Annotated in this window: 17 protein-coding genes; 9 read left to right on the top strand and 8 right to left on the bottom strand. The window is 61.5% G+C overall.

Annotated elements, in window-relative coordinates; all coding sequences use genetic code 11:
• Window positions 1-25: 25 nt before the first annotated feature.
• Entirely contained in the window at window positions 26-1,117 is a 1,092-nt protein-coding gene (locus M6D32_RS09270) for a hypothetical protein (protein ID WP_298255555.1), read from the bottom strand.
• Between the two features lie 372 nt (window positions 1,118-1,489).
• On the opposite strand from M6D32_RS09270, the gene M6D32_RS09265 reads away from it, so the two are divergent.
• Together M6D32_RS09265 and M6D32_RS09260 are read left to right on the top strand one after the other, a co-directional pair.
• A complete protein-coding gene (locus M6D32_RS09265) occupies window positions 1,490-2,647 on the top strand; it encodes a GNAT family N-acetyltransferase (protein ID WP_298255553.1) in 1,158 nt (385 codons plus the stop codon).
• Between the two features lies 1 nt (window position 2,648).
• On the top strand, window positions 2,649-3,875 hold the full coding sequence (locus tag M6D32_RS09260) for an acyltransferase (protein ID WP_298255551.1): 1,227 nt from the start codon (window positions 2,649-2,651) through the stop codon (window positions 3,873-3,875).
• 63 nt (window positions 3,876-3,938) lie between these two features.
• Here M6D32_RS09260 and wrbA read toward each other — a convergent pair whose 3' ends face one another.
• Together wrbA and M6D32_RS09250 are read right to left on the bottom strand one after the other, a co-directional pair.
• The gene (wrbA, locus tag M6D32_RS09255; protein ID WP_298255549.1) at window positions 3,939-4,538 is read right to left on the bottom strand and encodes an NAD(P)H:quinone oxidoreductase; all 600 of its coding nucleotides are present in this window, start codon (window positions 4,536-4,538) and stop codon (window positions 3,939-3,941) included.
• A gap of 199 nt (window positions 4,539-4,737) precedes the next feature.
• Window positions 4,738-5,436 carry a pirin family protein gene (locus tag M6D32_RS09250; RefSeq protein ID WP_298255547.1) on the bottom strand — a complete coding sequence of 233 codons (699 nt, stop codon included), beginning with the start codon at window positions 5,434-5,436 and terminating at the stop codon, window positions 4,738-4,740.
• 109 nt (window positions 5,437-5,545) lie between these two features.
• Between M6D32_RS09250 and M6D32_RS09245 the strand changes: the two genes are divergently transcribed.
• The 3 genes from M6D32_RS09245 (at window position 5,546) to M6D32_RS09235 (ending at window position 8,029) form a co-directional block, all read left to right on the top strand.
• Entirely contained in the window at window positions 5,546-6,478 is a 933-nt protein-coding gene (locus tag M6D32_RS09245) for a LysR family transcriptional regulator (RefSeq protein ID WP_298255545.1), read from the top strand.
• A 100-nt stretch (window positions 6,479-6,578) separates the two neighbouring features.
• A complete protein-coding gene (locus tag M6D32_RS09240; protein WP_298255543.1) occupies window positions 6,579-7,568 on the top strand; it encodes a tripartite tricarboxylate transporter substrate binding protein in 990 nt (329 codons plus the stop codon).
• 128 nt (window positions 7,569-7,696) lie between these two features.
• Window positions 7,697-8,029: a hypothetical protein gene (locus M6D32_RS09235; RefSeq protein ID WP_298255541.1), complete on the top strand. Its 333-nt coding sequence runs from the start codon at window positions 7,697-7,699 to the stop codon at window positions 8,027-8,029.
• Window positions 8,030-8,076: 47 nt separating this feature from the next.
• Here the strand turns inward: M6D32_RS09235 and M6D32_RS09230 are convergent, their stop codons facing one another.
• Genes M6D32_RS09230 through M6D32_RS09220 form a run of 3 tightly spaced genes read right to left on the bottom strand, consistent with a single transcriptional unit; the run spans window position 8,077 to window position 10,210 of the window.
• Entirely contained in the window at window positions 8,077-8,532 is a 456-nt protein-coding gene (locus M6D32_RS09230; protein ID WP_298255539.1) for a YbaK/EbsC family protein, read from the bottom strand.
• The gene (locus M6D32_RS09225; protein WP_298255537.1) at window positions 8,529-9,269 is read right to left on the bottom strand and encodes a haloacid dehalogenase type II; all 741 of its coding nucleotides are present in this window, start codon (window positions 9,267-9,269) and stop codon (window positions 8,529-8,531) included. Before M6D32_RS09225 ends, M6D32_RS09230 begins: the two co-directional genes overlap by 4 nt.
• A gap of 56 nt (window positions 9,270-9,325) precedes the next feature.
• Window positions 9,326-10,210 carry an amidohydrolase family protein gene (locus tag M6D32_RS09220; RefSeq protein ID WP_298255535.1) on the bottom strand — a complete coding sequence of 295 codons (885 nt, stop codon included), beginning with the start codon at window positions 10,208-10,210 and terminating at the stop codon, window positions 9,326-9,328.
• A 301-nt stretch (window positions 10,211-10,511) separates the two neighbouring features.
• On the opposite strand from M6D32_RS09220, the gene ykgO reads away from it, so the two are divergent.
• Window positions 10,512-10,637 carry a type B 50S ribosomal protein L36 gene (gene ykgO, locus M6D32_RS09215; RefSeq protein WP_002718645.1) on the top strand — a complete coding sequence of 42 codons (126 nt, stop codon included), beginning with the start codon at window positions 10,512-10,514 and terminating at the stop codon, window positions 10,635-10,637.
• Window positions 10,638-10,774: 137 nt separating this feature from the next.
• Window positions 10,775-11,416, top strand: coding sequence for a tetratricopeptide repeat protein (locus M6D32_RS09210; RefSeq protein WP_298255533.1), 642 nt, complete (start codon window positions 10,775-10,777; stop codon window positions 11,414-11,416).
• 46 nt (window positions 11,417-11,462) lie between these two features.
• Here M6D32_RS09210 and M6D32_RS09205 read toward each other — a convergent pair whose 3' ends face one another.
• Entirely contained in the window at window positions 11,463-11,645 is a 183-nt protein-coding gene (locus M6D32_RS09205) for a hypothetical protein (protein ID WP_298255531.1), read from the bottom strand.
• A gap of 428 nt (window positions 11,646-12,073) precedes the next feature.
• Here M6D32_RS09205 and M6D32_RS09200 point away from each other — a divergent pair, with 428 nt between their 5' ends.
• Entirely contained in the window at window positions 12,074-13,036 is a 963-nt protein-coding gene (locus tag M6D32_RS09200) for an alpha/beta hydrolase (RefSeq protein ID WP_298255529.1), read from the top strand.
• Window positions 13,037-13,124: 88 nt separating this feature from the next.
• Here M6D32_RS09200 and cycA read toward each other — a convergent pair whose 3' ends face one another.
• On the bottom strand, window positions 13,125-13,523 hold the full coding sequence (gene cycA / locus M6D32_RS09195) for a cytochrome c-550 CycA (RefSeq protein WP_298255527.1): 399 nt from the start codon (window positions 13,521-13,523) through the stop codon (window positions 13,125-13,127).
• Between the two features lie 219 nt (window positions 13,524-13,742).
• Here cycA and M6D32_RS09190 point away from each other — a divergent pair, with 219 nt between their 5' ends.
• The gene (locus M6D32_RS09190) at window positions 13,743-15,236 is read left to right on the top strand and encodes an FAD-linked oxidase C-terminal domain-containing protein (protein ID WP_298255525.1); all 1,494 of its coding nucleotides are present in this window, start codon (window positions 13,743-13,745) and stop codon (window positions 15,234-15,236) included.
• Window positions 15,237-15,242: the final 6 nt, after the last annotated feature.

Genomic DNA, 15,242 nt, shown 5'->3' with positions numbered 1-15,242 from the left:
GGAACTTCAAATTCGCCGCACTAGCCTAAAGCTCCGAATCGATCGCCCTCGCGACATCCTGCCACCAGCCATCGAAATCGAATGGAACGGGCGCGGGGGGCGATTCAAGTGCGGCGATGATGCGATCGGCATAGGCTTGCGGCGGCGAACCGCGTGGAACGAGGCCGATGGCGCCGCGATCGATCAGAGCCTTGAGCCGCGGGTGATGATCGAACTCATCCGCATTGGCGGGGCCGGTGACGATCACCGGCCGGCCGGATTGCACGCAGGTGAGAATGCTGGAGCGCCGCGCGGTCAATCCTTCGTCGAGCGGGTAGCAGAAGGCGTCGACCTCGCCGAACAACCCGAACACCTCGGCGTCGGACGCAATGTAGCCGCTGACGATGACATCATCGGTCAAGCCGAGTTCGTTTACCCGTCCGTAGAAATCCTGCTCGACGTTATCCAGAGCTCTGATGAATGAGCCGATATAGACGGTCAGCGGCTTTTTTCCACGGTCCCACAGGTCCGCAGCGATATCCAATAGCGCCGTGGGCTGCTTGCCCGGATAGATCGATCCGAAATAGCCGAGCACCAACCGGCCGTTCTTGCGCGCGGTGGCGAGTTGTTCGCGCAAGGGAGAATCGATGATGTCCGACGGAGCGTCGATATTGGGCGGCAGCGGCGCCAGCACGCATTTCGAAGCCGTCCAGCCGAGAAGCGGATGGCTGGCCAGTTCGCCCCGCACCAGTGGCGAGAACATGACAATCGTGTCGGCGAGCAAGAGCGCCGGGAGATAGGTGAGCTGCCGCAGCCAATGCAGGCTCGCCCATTCATGCTGGATCAGGACGACACGGCGGCGCCGCAGGCGGGCGATCAAAAGCGCCAGCAAGGGCCGCAGGATCACCCGCTTCCAGGCCACGATCGGGAGATTGCAGACCACGCTGTGGGCGGCGCCGACCGCGCGCCAGATCTCGGCAACCGACCCCTCCGATCGCGTCAAGGTTAACGTGGTGCAACGGCCGGGATGGAGCTTCTCGACGGCGTCGCATAGCAGACGCGTGAAGTGTCCGATGCCGCATTGCATTTCTGCGCCCGCGCCGAGAAACAGCGCCTTATGTTCAGTGTCTGCCGTCATGGCGTTTGCTGAAACGTCGGATGATTGAGCGGCAATTGGCACCAATGCGCCGGCAGGTTGCGTTAAGGATGTTCGGCAAAGATCGGTGCTCTGGACGGCTCTGTTCAGGTTCCGCGGATATCGACGTTAGCCATATATCCCAGTGATGAGCCAACTGTCAGCCGCTGCGATTGCCTAAACCCTGTTTTTTGCGGGATAAACAGCCAAAGATCGCGCGTCTGCTCCACAACGGCATCACGCATAATTCAACCGAAGCCGTACGGCAATTGACGGCAACTGGCGGAAAACAACAACCAGGTCAGAAGACCGAAATGGTGCGGTCATGCTGTCGAACGATCGGCAGCGGGACCGGCTGAGGGAAGTTGGCGGACGATGACGATCTCGGAAGCCGGGCGACTAATCGGGCGAGTATCTTCTCTTGCGCCCAGCTTCAGCATCGACTTCGCCGATGACTGGAAGCGCGCGTCAGCATGCTGGTCCGGCGCCAACCAGGAAACGGCCTTTCAGCATCCGATGTGGTTCGAAGCCTGGTATGGCGCTTTCAAGGAAGCCTTGCCGCTGATTGCGATCGTCAGCGACGGCATTACCGGGCGGCGGATTGCGCTGGTGCCACTCGTGCTTCGCGTGCGCCACGGCGTGCGGATTGTCGAATTCGCCGATCTGAATGTGACGGATTACAACGCGCCGCTGCTTGCGGATGGCGTGACGCTCGACGCCGCGCAGGCGCGAGAGGTTAGCAAGGCGCTGGTGGCGGGATTGCGCAAGGTGCCCGGTGGCGTCGACCTTGTTCGTTTAAAGAAGATGCCGAGCAGGCTTGCGGGCGGATTTAACCCCCTCGCATTGTTGGGGCGCGCAGGCTCAAGCTCGCTGAACGGGAATATCATCGAAACCGGCGAAGATTTCGAAACCTATCGAACTTCAATCAAGCGAATCCAGATGGCGCGGTATTGGCGCGTGTTTTGCCGTCATCCCGGCGGGACTTTTCGAATGATGCGTTCGGTCGACGAGGCATTGAAGGCGCTTGACGTTATGGATGCGCAGCAACAGGAGCGCATGCAGAAACTCGGTCTGGAGTTCGTGCTGAATGATGAAACTCACGCGCATTTCTACCGGGATCTGGTCAGGCGCGGGTTGTCAGATGGCTATGTTGTTGTTTCGACCCTGAGCTGCGATGAGGCGGTCGTGGCGACCATGTTCGGTGTCAGGCAGGACGATCATTTTGTCGTCCTGAGAATCAGCAATGCGGGCGCTCGCTGGTCGCATTGCTCCCCCAGCAAGCTCATCGTCGAGCGCACCATGGCGGCCCTCCACGAGCAAGGCGTTCGCCGGTTCGATTTGAGCGTGGGCAATTATGCGTTCAAGCGCCGCTTTGGTGCCATGCAGATTCCGCTCACAGACGCAAGCGTTGCGCTCCGCTGGCGCGGCATTCCCTACGTCCTGCGCGACCACGCTGCGCAGGGACTGCGCCGCTATCCGCGGCTCGCGCAAAAGATTGGGCGTGCATTGGGTCGATCGTCACACGAGGAATGAAATGACTTCATCGGTGGAAACGGCAAAGCTGCACTTCCGGGTGCTCGATAGCTGGCGCGGGGTTGCCGCGCTGCTGGTGGCCCTGTTTCACCTCAATCTGTACAGCGCGATTTATCCGCTCAATTTCGTTCGCAACGGCTATCTCTTTGTCGACTTCTTTTTTGTGCTGAGCGGTTTCGTCATCACCTACAGCTACGGCGATCGGATCAAGACGCTCGACGATTTGGGTGCATTCGCAATCCGGAGGTTCGGCCGGCTCTGGCCGCTTCACGTGATTGTCCTGCTGGCGTTTCTGGCAGCCGAAAGCGGCAAAGCCGTGCTCGCCGCGCGCGGCGCTTCGTTCTATCTGCCACCGTTCACCGGCACCAATTCACTGGGTACCATTCCACTCAATCTGGGGTTCGGGCAGTCCTTCGGACTCGTTCAGCATTTGACCTGGAATCCGCCGAGCTGGAGCATTTGCGCCGAGTTCTGGACCTATCTGGTATTCGGCAGCGTTCTGGTCTTCAGCTCGACATGGCTCGCGCGGTTTCGTTTTGCGTCCATGGTTGTGGTCGTGGCCGTGCTGGCCGCCAGCGTTTCGATCCTCGTTCTGTTCGCCAAGCATGGAATGGACGCGAGCTATGATTTCGGATTTGCCAGGTGCCTCTACGGCTTCCTGGTCGGACATCTGACATATCGGCTTTTTCGGATCACGCCCAAAACCATGCTTGATTCCAGGTTCCCCGAACTGGCGATGCTGATCGTTATCGTGGAGTACGTGTCATCGGCGGGGCGCAGCGGATATTCGTTCTTTGCGCCGCTGGTGTTTGCGACCGCAGTTTTCGTGTTCGCTTTCGAGGCCGGACCGGTTTCGCGCCTGATGTCGAACAAGCTCAACGACTGGCTCGGCAAGGTTTCGTATTCGATCTACATGTGGCAGGCGTTCATCATCTTCAACTTTGTCGATCGGGCCGTGTCGATCGTGGAGAAGAAGACCGGGTGGGTTCTGACTACCACGGAAGGCGTCAGCTCCGCGCTGGGAGGTGAGGCCGGCAAGTTGATCGTGCTGGGCGGTCATGTCTTGCCGATATTGGTCACCATCCTTTTTCTTGTCATGCTCGTCGCGGTCGCCAGTGTCAGCTACTATCTGATTGAGCGGCCGGGACAGAAATTGTTCGCGCGCTTCCGGCAATCGCGAGCGCGCCGTTTGGCTGCTCCGGTTCGCGCCGTCGGCGTCACCCCGTAGAAGCGTCGCGCAATTCCATTTGACGGGGCGGCCTTCCTGACAACGGATTGCCGCCCCCTCGCTTCAGCCGTGCAGCTTCTTTGCGGTCTCTGCGATCGCGCGGCCCTGGTAGCGGGCGCCTGCGAGTTCGTTTTCGGACGGCTGCCGGCTGCCGTCGCCGCCAGTGATCGTGGTGGCGCCATAGGGCGCGCCGCCCGTCACCTCGTCGAGCCTCATCTGGCCGCCAAAGCCATAGTTCAGGCCGACGACGACCATGCCAAAATGCAGCAGGTTGGTGATAATCGAAAACAGCGTGGTTTCCTGGCCGCCATGCTGGGTCGCCGTGGAGCTGAAGGCGCCGCCGACCTTGCCGTGCAGTGCGCCCTTGGCCCACAGGCCGCCGGCCTGGTCGAGGAAATTCGCCATCTGCGAGGACATGCGGCCGAAGCGCGTTCCGGTGCCGACGATGATCGCATCGTAATTGGTGAGGTCGTCGATTTTGGCAACCGGCGCAGCCTGGTCGACCTTGTAGTACGAAGCCTTGGCGACGTCGGCGGGCACCAGTTCGGGAACGCGCTTGATGTCGACGGTAGCGCCGGCCTCGCGGGCGCCTTCGGCTACCGCTTCGGCCATTTTCTCGATGTGGCCGTAGGCGGAATAATAAAGCACGAGAACTTTGGTCATGGTGGTCTCCTTGCGGGATGAGGGTAGGGGGTCGAAGGCGTCATTGCCCGGCGGAACGGGTGTCGGGACCGAAGCCGTTGCTAATCCGAAATCCTGGCAGTCCGTCGATCTGCAAAACGGTTCTTCACGGAAGATGGATGCGCGGGCCATTTGGACGAAGACGTGCTTCGCGCCTTGACCCGCGCATCTCGACTGGCGTTTATGCGGCGTCGACCAGTACGAGTTCGGAATCCTCGAGCGCGGTGATGGTCAGCTTCGCCTCGTCGCGAATGGCGATGCCATCGCGTGCATTGACGCTGACGCCGTTGACGTCGAGCTTGCCGGCGGCGGGCACGAGATAAAGGTGCCGCGCCTTGCTCGGCGTGTAGTGCGCGCTCTCGCCGGCCTTCAACGTGGCGGCCAATACGCGTGCATCGGCCCGGATCGGCAGCGCGTCGTCGTCGCCCTCCTGTCCGCTCGCGATCGCCACGAACTGGCCGGAGCGATCCGCCTTCGGAAATGGCTTGGAGCCCCAGGTCGGTGCGCCGCCTTCTCGGGTCGGCTCGATCCAGATCTGGAAGAGCCGGGTCGGCTTGGCCTCGAGATTATATTCGGAATGGCGAATGCCGTTTCCGGCGCTCATCACCTGGACATCACCGGCCTCGGTGCGGCCCTTGTTGCCGAGGCTGTCCTGATGGGTGATCGCGCCTTCCCGCACATAGGTGATGATTTCCATGTTGGCGTGCGGATGGGCGGGAAAGCCGGTGTTGGGCGCAATCTCGTCGTCGTTCCACACGCGTAGCGCACCAAAGCCCATATTTTCCGGATCGTAGTGCGATCCGAACGAGAAGTGGTGCTTGGCCTTGAGCCAGCCGTGGTCGGCGGCGCCAAGCCGGTTGAAGGGTCGAAGTTCAAGCATGGGGGTCTCCCTTTGAAGTTCACATGAGGCTCTGGATAAGCCTGCCCCATCCATGCATAAATAGAAACAATTGAAACATATCGTTTCCATTTGTGAACTTGAGGGAAAGATGGCGAAACTTCCCGACTTCGAGGCGCTGGCGATTTTCGCGAAGGTCGTCGAGCTACGTTCATTCGCGGCGGCTGCCGGCGAACTGGCGCTGTCCAAGGCCACCGTCTCCAAGGCGGTCAGCCGGCTTGAAGAGCGGCTCGGCGCGCGGCTCTTCAACCGTACCTCGCGTCGGCTGGCGCTGACCGACGCCGGCCAGAAATTGTCGGCGCGCGCGCAGCGCCTGCTGGCGGATGGCGAAGCGGTGGAGAACGAGGCGCTCGCCCAGTCGGTTTCGCCGCGTGGGCTCGTTCGCCTCGCGGTGCCGATGACGTTCGGGGTGAAAGCGGTGGCGCCGATCCTCCCGCAATTTCTCAAGGCCTATCCCGACGTCTCAATCGACCTGCACCTCAGCGACGCCATGGTGGATCTGATCGGCGAGGGCTTTGACGCCGCCTTGCGCATTGCGCGGCTGCCGGATTCATCGCTGATAGCGCGCAGGCTGTGCGCGGTGCCGCGTCATACGGTTGCGGCGCCGTCCTATCTGAAGCGGTATGGCCGGCCGACGCATCCGATGCATCTCGCGCAACACAAATGCTTCGGCTACGCGTATCTGTCGACCGCTGACGTCTGGCACTACAGCAACGCGAAGGACGAGCAGGTGAGCGTGCGCCCTGCGGGCCCGCTTCGCGTCAACAACGGCGAAGCCTTGCTGCCGGCGATCATCGCGGGCCTCGGCATCGCCGATCTGCCGGATTTCATCGCGGGCGAGACGATCCGCTCCGGCGAGGTCGAAGCCATTCTGGACGGCTGGTCACAGCCCGAAGGCGCCGTGCATCTAATAACCCCGCCGGGCGGTCCGCGCCCCGCGCGCGTCGAGGCGCTGGGAGATTTCCTGGCCGCGCATTTCGGCAGCGCAAATCGCTTGAAGACCGCGCGGCGCGCCTCGCGGTAGGCCGGCTCGATTTCGGCCGAACGGAGAGGACGTTGTTCTCACGGCGCCGCGGTTGGTGCTATCAATCGACCAGAAAAACAACATCCGGGGGAAATAGCCGATGAACAGGCGTGAATTGCTGAAAGCCACCGCGGCGTTGCCGCTTCTGTCCGCCGCACGGCCGGCGTCCGCGATGGTGGCGATGGGATGGCCGGCGCATACGATCTCCATGATCGTGCCGTTTCCCGCCGGTGGGCAGGCCGATCTGGCGGCGCGCCCGGTGGCGCTGGCGCTGGAAAACATTCTCGGCAAGTCCGTCATCGTCGACAACCGCGCGGGCGGGGCGGGCGGCGCCATCGGCAATGCGGCCGCCGCACGCGCCGAGCCCGACGGCTACACGCTCCTGATGACGTTGTCGTCGCTGGCAGTGCTGCCCGAGGCCGATCGTCTGTTCGACCGGCGGCCTGTCTATGAAGTCTCACAGTTGACCCCGATTGCGCGCGTGCTCGCCGATCCCACCTTGCTCGCGATACAAGCCTCGGCGCCATGGAAGACGCTGGAGGACTTCGTCGAGGATGCAAAAAAGCGTCCGGGTGAAATCCGCTACGGCTCGTCCGGTCCCTACGGCACGCTGCATGTTGCCATGGAGATGTTTGCAGCCTCTGCCGGCATCAAGCTCCAGCACATTCCGTTTCGTGGCGCGGCTCCCGCGCTCAATGCGCTCATGTCGGGAACGGTTGACGCGCTGGCCTCGGCGCCTGGAACGCTCAAACAGCTGGTCGATGGCGGCAAGATGCGTGTGCTCGCCAACTGGGGCGCGGAACGCATCGCCAGCTTTCCCGATCTCCCGACCTTCAAGGAGCGTGGCTACAAGGATGTCGAGTTCTACATCTGGGCCGGGCTGTTTGCGCAGAAGGCTCTGCCGGATCCGATCATGATCAGGTTACGTGTGGCGATGGCTGAAGCGGTCAAGCGTCCTGAAGTGATCAAGACGTTCGAGACCGCCGGCAGTCCGGTCGCTTACATGGACGCGCCGGAATTCTCGAAATTCGTCGAGGCCGATAGCGCGCGTCTGGTTGCGGCGGTCAAGCGCATCGGCCGAGTGGAATAAGACAGCGCTTGTTTGCTCGCTCACATTTTGTTGTTTGAAACGAACCAGTCCCGGCCTCATTGATTTGCTTCGCTGAGTGAACCGGTTCGGCCGGGCAAATGCTTATTTGCTGAGGAGGAAGGGGCGCCATGCAAAAGCAGCAAATTCTCCGGATTTTTGCCGTGGGTTTGGCGGCCGCGATGATGAGCGGAACTGCCGTCGCGCAGCATCGCGGAACCATGCAGGAGCAGATGGCCTGCACGCCGGATGTGCTCCGGCTGTGCGGCGCCGCTATACCTGACGAGAATCGGATCGTGGCCTGTTTGCAGGCGAACACCGTACAGCTTAGCGCGCCATGTCGTGCCGTGTTTGAATCGAGCGACAGCGCCAATACGCCGCCTGCCGCCAACCCGCCGCCGCAAAGTCTGCCGCAGCCGGCGCCTCCGCTGCGGCGCTATCAATATCAATATCAGTATCAATAGCGTCGCATTTGCTTGCCTGATCGCCCGGAACATGCCGGACGGCGGCGTCAGCACACGTCAATCCACTCGGCGGCGACAAGCTCGGCCATGCGTAGCGGGGCGATGCGAACCGCGCTGTGAATCGAGCCGGCCGCCGGCACCACTTCATCAAATGCTTTTAGCGAAATGTCGCAATACACGGGCAACGGCGTCTTCAGTCCGAACGGGCAAACGCCGCCGACTTCGTGCCCGGTGATGTGGGCGACCTCTTCGAGACCAAGCATCTTCGGCTTGCCGCCGAAGCGCGCCTTTACTTTCTTGTTGTCCATTCGCGAGGTGCCGCTGGCGACGATCAGGATCACCTGGTCGCCGACCCTCAAGCTCAGCGTCTTGGCGATTCGCGCCGGCTCGACGCCGTAGGCTTCGGCGGCGAGCGCCACCGTGGCCGAACTCGTCGGCGATTCGATCACGGCGATTTCTGGAGCGTTCTCGACGAAGAAAGCGCGGACGGATTCAAGGCTCATGGATCAGAGGCAAGCTTGGGCAATTCGGACAGAGCGTGGACGCGGTGATCGGGCGCGACGCCAAGTTCGTCCATCTGGGTTCGCAACGCCTTGAACATGGTGAGCGGAGCGACGACGTCGCTGTTGACGCAGGCGAGCGCCATCGCTTCCGGCGTCACCCGCTCGATCCATGCAACGTTTAGTCCAAAGGATTTGGCGCCACAAGCGTCCCACGGATTGGAGGAGACGAACAGAACCTCGTTTGGCCGCACAGCCAATTCTGTTTCGATCAGCGTGTAGGCTTCCGGCGCCGGCTTGAAGATGCGCTTCTGATCGACACTGATGGTCGCATCGAGAACGCGATCGAGCCCGGTGTTTTTCACCAGCGCGTTGAGCATGTCGCTCGAGCCGTTGGAGAGAATGGCGAGTTTCCTGCCCTTCAACGCGGCGAGCGTCGTCAGCGCATCGGAATAAAGATCGAGGTGCAGATATTTGTCCATGATGCGGTCGAAGGCGCCCGCATCGTGTTTCAGCCCGAGCACGCGGATCGAATAGGCGAGGGATTCCTTCGTGATGACGGAAAAATCCTCATAGCGCCGCATCAGCGAGCGCATCCAGGAATACTCCAGCTGCTTGACGCGCCAGATTTGCGTGATGATGTCGCCATATCCGGGAAAAGCGTCTTCGGTGACCGCGGCCACCGATTGGATGTCATAGAGCGTGCCATAGGCGTCGAAGACGACGGCTTTGATCGTCATGGGATGTTCTCCCTTTTATCCTTGTTATCGGAGAAGTCCCGATAGCGCGCGGCCGGCTAGATATTCAACAGTTTTCGCGCGTTTTCCTTTAGCACTTTTGGCCTGATGTCGTCGCGAATGTCGAGCTTGGCGAAATCGGCAAGCCAGCGGTCCGGCGTGATCACCGGCCAGTCCGAGCCGAACAGCATCTTGTCCTGCAAAATCGAATTGATGTAGCGCACCAGAATCGGCGGAAAGTATTTCGGCGACCAGCCGGAGAGGTCGATATAGACGTTCGGTTTGTGGGTCGCGACCGACAGGGCCTCCTCCTGCCAGGGGAAGGACGGATGCGCGAGGATGATCCTCAGATCCGGGAAATCCGCCGCGACGTCGTCCATGTGCATCGGGTTGGAATATTTCAGCCGCATGCCCATGCCGCCCGGCATGCCGCTGCCCACGCCAGTCTGGCCGGTATGAAACAGCGCGATCGCGCCGCCGTCAGCGATCGCCTCATAGAGCGGATAGGCCAGGCGGTCGTTGGGATAGAAGCCCTGCATGGTCGGATGGAATTTGAAGCCCCTGATGCCGAAGTCCGCGATCAGGCGCTGCGCTTCGCGCATCCCAAGCTTGCCCTTGTGCGGATCGATGCTGGCAAACGGGATCAGAACATCGAGATTTGCCGAGACGGCCTCGATCATCTCGTCATTGCTGTAGCGGCGAAAGCCGGTCTCACGTTCGGCGTCGACAGGAAAGATCACGGCGGCGATTTTCTTCGCGCGATAATACGCTGCGGTTTCCGCGACCGTCGGCGGATGCTCGTTCGGCGATTTGAAATACGCCGCCATCTGCGCCTGGAAATCGTCATAGCCGTCATCGCCGTGCAACCCGCAGGGCTCCTCGGCATGGGTGTGAATGTCGATCGCCACGACGTCGTCGAGATTGGGCAGTTTCAAGCTGGGCATTGCGTCCTTCCCGTCAGCCGGCCGTTACGGGCCCGGTTGCTTGATTGTTATATCATATAACGATTCCGCGGGGCCGCCATCGGGCGCCAAAATGTGCTTTTCGGTTCCCTGATCGCCCGTTTCGGGGGTAAACCGGCCCCGGATTGACATCTGACCGTGGTTTGCCTTAGAAACCGCGCGTCCCGGGCGGCAAGCCGCCGGCGGGGTAAGCCATTTTTTTCCGTTTGGGGTCGCTTGAGCATTCTCAGGTCGCCCGGATGATCGTGCCGAATACGGCCTTTCAACGCATCAGGATTGTCCCATGAAGGTCCGTAACTCGCTGAAATCGCTGCGCGGTCGCCATCGCAACAACCGCCTGGTCCGCCGCAAGGGCCGCGTCTACGTGATCAACAAGGTCCAGCGCCGCTTCAAAGCGCGCCAGGGCTGATCTCGCCAACGCTGATCTGCTGACCGATTGCTCGGTATCGACGCCGACAATCCGGCCGGTTCCCCGCATTTTCCCCATCACAGGTCTTTGACGCGAGCGGCTTTGCAAGCGGCTTTTGCTGCGTCTAAACTTTTCGCATGGCCATCAGATTCCACGCCGCGCGTCGTCGCCGGCTCGCCATTATCCTTGCCGGGGCGATTGTCGCCGCCACGCCGATTGCCTCGCTGGCGCAGGACCCGGGTTCCAAAACGAAGATGCCGGATGCGCCGGCGAAGCTGCCGAAGGTCCCGGCCGACCGCACGCGTGGGCTGGATTTCCTGTTCGGCGCGCTGAAGGCGGCGCCTGACGAGGCCAGCGCCAAGCACGTCGAGGCGCGGATCTGGGCGATCTGGCTGCATACGCCGAGCGATACGGTTGCTCTCCTGATGACACGCGCCAAAATGGCGATGGAAGCGCAGAATTCCGATGTCGCGCTGCAGCTGCTCGATGCCGTCATCAAGCTGCGTCCCGACTATGTCGAAGGCTGGAATCGGCGCGCGACGCTTTATTATTTGCGGAACGACTATGCCCACTCGCTGGCCGATATCGAGCAGGTATTGGCGCGCGAGCCACGCCATTTCGGCGCGCTCGCCGGGCTCGGCATGATCATGCAGGACCTTGGCGACGACAAGCACGCGCTGGAAGCCTTCCGCAAGGCACTCGCCGTCGACCCGCATCTCGACAAGGTTCCGGAGCTGGTCAGAACGCTGAGCGAGAAAGTGGAAGGCCGCGATATCTAGACAATGCTTGGTCTGGAGAAGGCTCTGGTCCGCCGACCGCAGCCACCTAATGCAGAACGCCGCGCTTGGGCCCGCGCGATCCGCCATGGGCCACCACGGCGTGGAGTTCGGCAAGCTCGGCCTCGAGCTGTTCGTTCACCAGCAAAAGCGCCTTCAAGGCACCGCGAATGTCGCCATTGCACCGGGCGACGATTTCGTCGATGGCGTTCTCGTGAAATCCGGAAATCATCGAAAGCCTCCAGGTAATCCCCGCATGACAACGGCATTGGTTTCCACGGGTTGCTGTGGATTATGTGGAAAGATCGGACTCGCGAGTTACTCAATGACTGGTACCGCCGATCTGAAGTCCCTGCACCACAAGCGGCGAATTCGATCAGGGACTTCAGATCGATAAAGCGGTACTAGAATCGATAGGTTTGCAGTGCCCATGACTTTCCGAAGTTCGTGAAGGTCGGTGCTGCGATAGAGCACGAACTTCGGAAAGTGGGCACTGGCGACTGGCCGGACGCAAAAGTGCCGCGCTTGCTTATAGGAAACGGCCGATGACGGCTGTATGAAGAGCGGCAGCTCGCCCGTGGAGAGCAGTGGAAAACACTCGAAACTAGCGGCCGACCGGCACGTAGCTTCCGTGTGCCAGCACTGAACCGGATTTTGTATATGTTTCCCGTGCTTATTGGCGCCGCGCTCGTGATCCTGGCGCTGGCGACGCAGGCTGGTATCCTCGTTTTTCAGCATCGTTTCCCCGCACAGGGAAAACCGATCGAGGTCACCGGCGCTGTTCTCAACGTGCTCGATATCGGGCCAAGGGACGCCGCCGGTCCGCCGATCGTTCTCATCCATGGCGCAAGCTCAAATCTTGAAGCGATGCGCCATCCGCTCGGCGACAGGCTCGCCACCAGCCACCGCGTGATCCTGATCGATCGGCCGGGCCATGGCTGGAGCTCCGGCTCGAGCTGGGAGACGGCGACGCCGGCCGCCCAGGGGCGGATGATCGAAGAGGCGCTCACGAAGCTCAACCTCGGCCCTGTTATCCTGGTGGTGCATTCATGGGCTGGAGCGCTGGGCGCGCGGATGGCCATCGATGATCCGGCGCGCCTCGCCGGTCTCGTGATGTTGGCGCCAGTCGCCTATCCCTGGTCCGGCGGCGTCGGCTGGTACAACGAACTGGTGACCAAGCCGGTCATCGGTCCGCTGCTCGCCTACACCGTTACCCTTCCGCTCGGTTATTTCCTCGCCGAGCGCAACGCGCGCGGAGTCTTCCTGCCGCAGGCGATGCCGGACGACTTTGTCGCCAAAAGCGCAACGCCGCTGCTGTTGCGGCCGCGCGAATTTCTGGCCAATGCCCGCGATCTCGTTCGGCTGAAGCAGGCGGTGACCGAACAGGCGCCGCGCTATCCGGAAATTTCGGTGCCGACGGTCGTGATTTCGGGCGACGTCGACAAGACGGTGTCGACCGACATTCATTCCCGCCCATTCGCTGCCGCGGTGGCGAACGCCAGGCTGATCGTGCTCTCCGGCGTCGGGCACATGGTACAGAACGTCGCGACGGATCTCGTGATCAGCGAGATCGAGTCCCTTATTGGCTCGGCCGTTCCCGGTAAGGCCGCTGCAGCTAATTGAGACGCGTCCCGTCACCGGGCTGCTCAAAGAAAATGGCCGGGACGAAGCCCGGCCATTGCCAAGGAAACCTGAAGCGTGATGACAGCGCCTACTTTTTCTTGATGTTGCCGTCCTTGTCGAACTGCGAGACGTAGGACCAGAGATTGTTGACCTCGGTATCGTTCTTGATGCCGGCAAAGAACATCTTGGTGCCGGGCACCATCGCCTTCGGGTCGTGGATATATTTCTTGAAATTGGCTTCATCCCAGGTAATGCCGGAATTCTTGTTCGCTTCGGAGTAGTTGTAGTCCGGCGCGGTGCCTGACTTGCGGCCGTCGATCCCGTTGAGCTCCGGCCCGACCTTGTTCTTGGCGCCTTCGCCGATCGAGTGGCAGGCCATGCACTTGTTGAAGGAGGCCTTCCCGGCCTCGACGTCTTGCGCCATCGCGGCCGGCACAACGGCCGACGAGGCAAGGATGATCAGCGCGCTCAGGGTCGATCTTTTCATTTTCAGCTCTTTGTTGTTTTGGACGAGGAGGGCACCCATTTTTCGCATAAGGGGCGGTCGATGGACAAGGGCTGCTAAAGGCGGTGAGGCAAGTTGCGTCTTGTGAAAAAGCCTAACTCGCCGATCTGCGGCATCGTTCCGAAGCTTGGACCTGCTTGATTCTTCACGTGAAATCGGCAATGTCGCAGGAAAGGCGCTACCCGCAGCGGAGAAATCGACATGAGCATCAAAATGCCCGCGCCGGATCAGGCGGTTCTGGATCGTCGTAGTACTATCGTCGCGGCACTGCGCGCCATCGTGCCCGGTGAGGGCGTGATCGATAGCGCGGCCGAGATGCTCCCGTACGAGTCCGATGGGCTGATGGCCTATCGCCAGCCGCCGATGGTGGTGGTGCTGCCGGATACCACGGAGCAGGTTTCAAAGGTTCTCAAATATTGCTTCGAGCAGGGTATCAAAGTGGTGCCGCGCGGCTCCGGCACGTCGCTGTCGGGCGGCTCGCTGCCGCTGGCGGATGCGGTGCTGCTGGGTTTGGGTAAATTCAAGCGGATCCGCGAGGTCGATTTCGACAACCGTGTGGTCGTCACCGAACCCGGCGTCACCAATCTCGCGATCAGCCAGGCGGTAGCGCATGCCGGGTTTTACTATGCACCCGATCCGTCGTCGCAGATCGCGTGCTCGATCGGCGGCAATGTCGCGGAAAATTCCGGCGGCGTGCATTGCCTGAAATACGGCATGACCACCAACAACGTGCTGGGCTGCGAGATCGTGCTGATGACCGGCGAGATCCTGTCCATCGGCGGCAAGACGGCCGAAAGCGCAGGCTACGATCTGATGGGAGTCATCACGGGATCGGAAGGGCTGCTCGGCGTCATCGCCGAGATCACGGTCCGGATCCTGCAAAAGCCGGAGACGGCGCGCGCGCTGATGGTCGGCTTTGCCGAGGTCGAGGCCGCCGGCGAATGCGTGGCGCAGATCATCGGCAACGGCATCATCCCGGGCGGTATGGAGATGATGGACAAGCCGGCGATCCATGCGGCCGAGGCCTTCGTCCACGCCGGCTATCCGCTCGATGTCGAAGCGCTGTTGATCATCGAACTCGACGGGCCGACTGTCGAGGTCGACGAGTTGATCAAGCGGGTCGAGAAGATCGCGCAAGGCTGCGGCTCGACGGTCTGCCTGATCTCCAACTCGGAGGCCGAGCGCAACCTGTTCTGGGCCGGGCGCAAGGCGGCCTTTCCCGCGGTGGGGCGGATATCGCCCGACTATCTCTGCATGGATGGCACCATTCCGCGCGGCGCGCTGCCCAAGGCGCTCGCCCGGATTCGAGAGCTCTCCGTGAAATACGGCCTGCAATGCGCCAACGTGTTTCATGCCGGCGACGGCAATCTGCATCCGCTCATTCTCTACGATGCCAACCAGCCCGGCGAGATCGAGCGCGCCGAAGCTTTCGGCGCCGACATCCTGCGCTGTTGCGTCGAGCTTGGCGGCGTCCTGACCGGCGAGCACGGCGTCGGCATCGAGAAACGCGATCTGATGCCGGAGATGTTTTCCGATATCGACCTCAACCAGCAGCAGCGGGTCAAATGCGCCTTCGACGCGCAGGGGCTTCTCAATCCCGGCAAGGTGTTTCCGACCCTGCACCGCTGCGCCGAGCTTGGCCGCATGCATGTGCATGCCGGCAAGCTCGCTTTCCCCGATCTTCCGCGATTTTGAGTGCGA

Source organism: Bradyrhizobium sp. (genome assembly GCF_027307225.1).
In the GTDB taxonomy this organism is placed as follows: domain Bacteria; phylum Pseudomonadota; class Alphaproteobacteria; order Rhizobiales; family Xanthobacteraceae; genus Bradyrhizobium.
The sequence above is the reverse complement of the archived record's forward strand: the minus strand, read 5'-3'. Positions and strand labels throughout refer to the sequence as shown.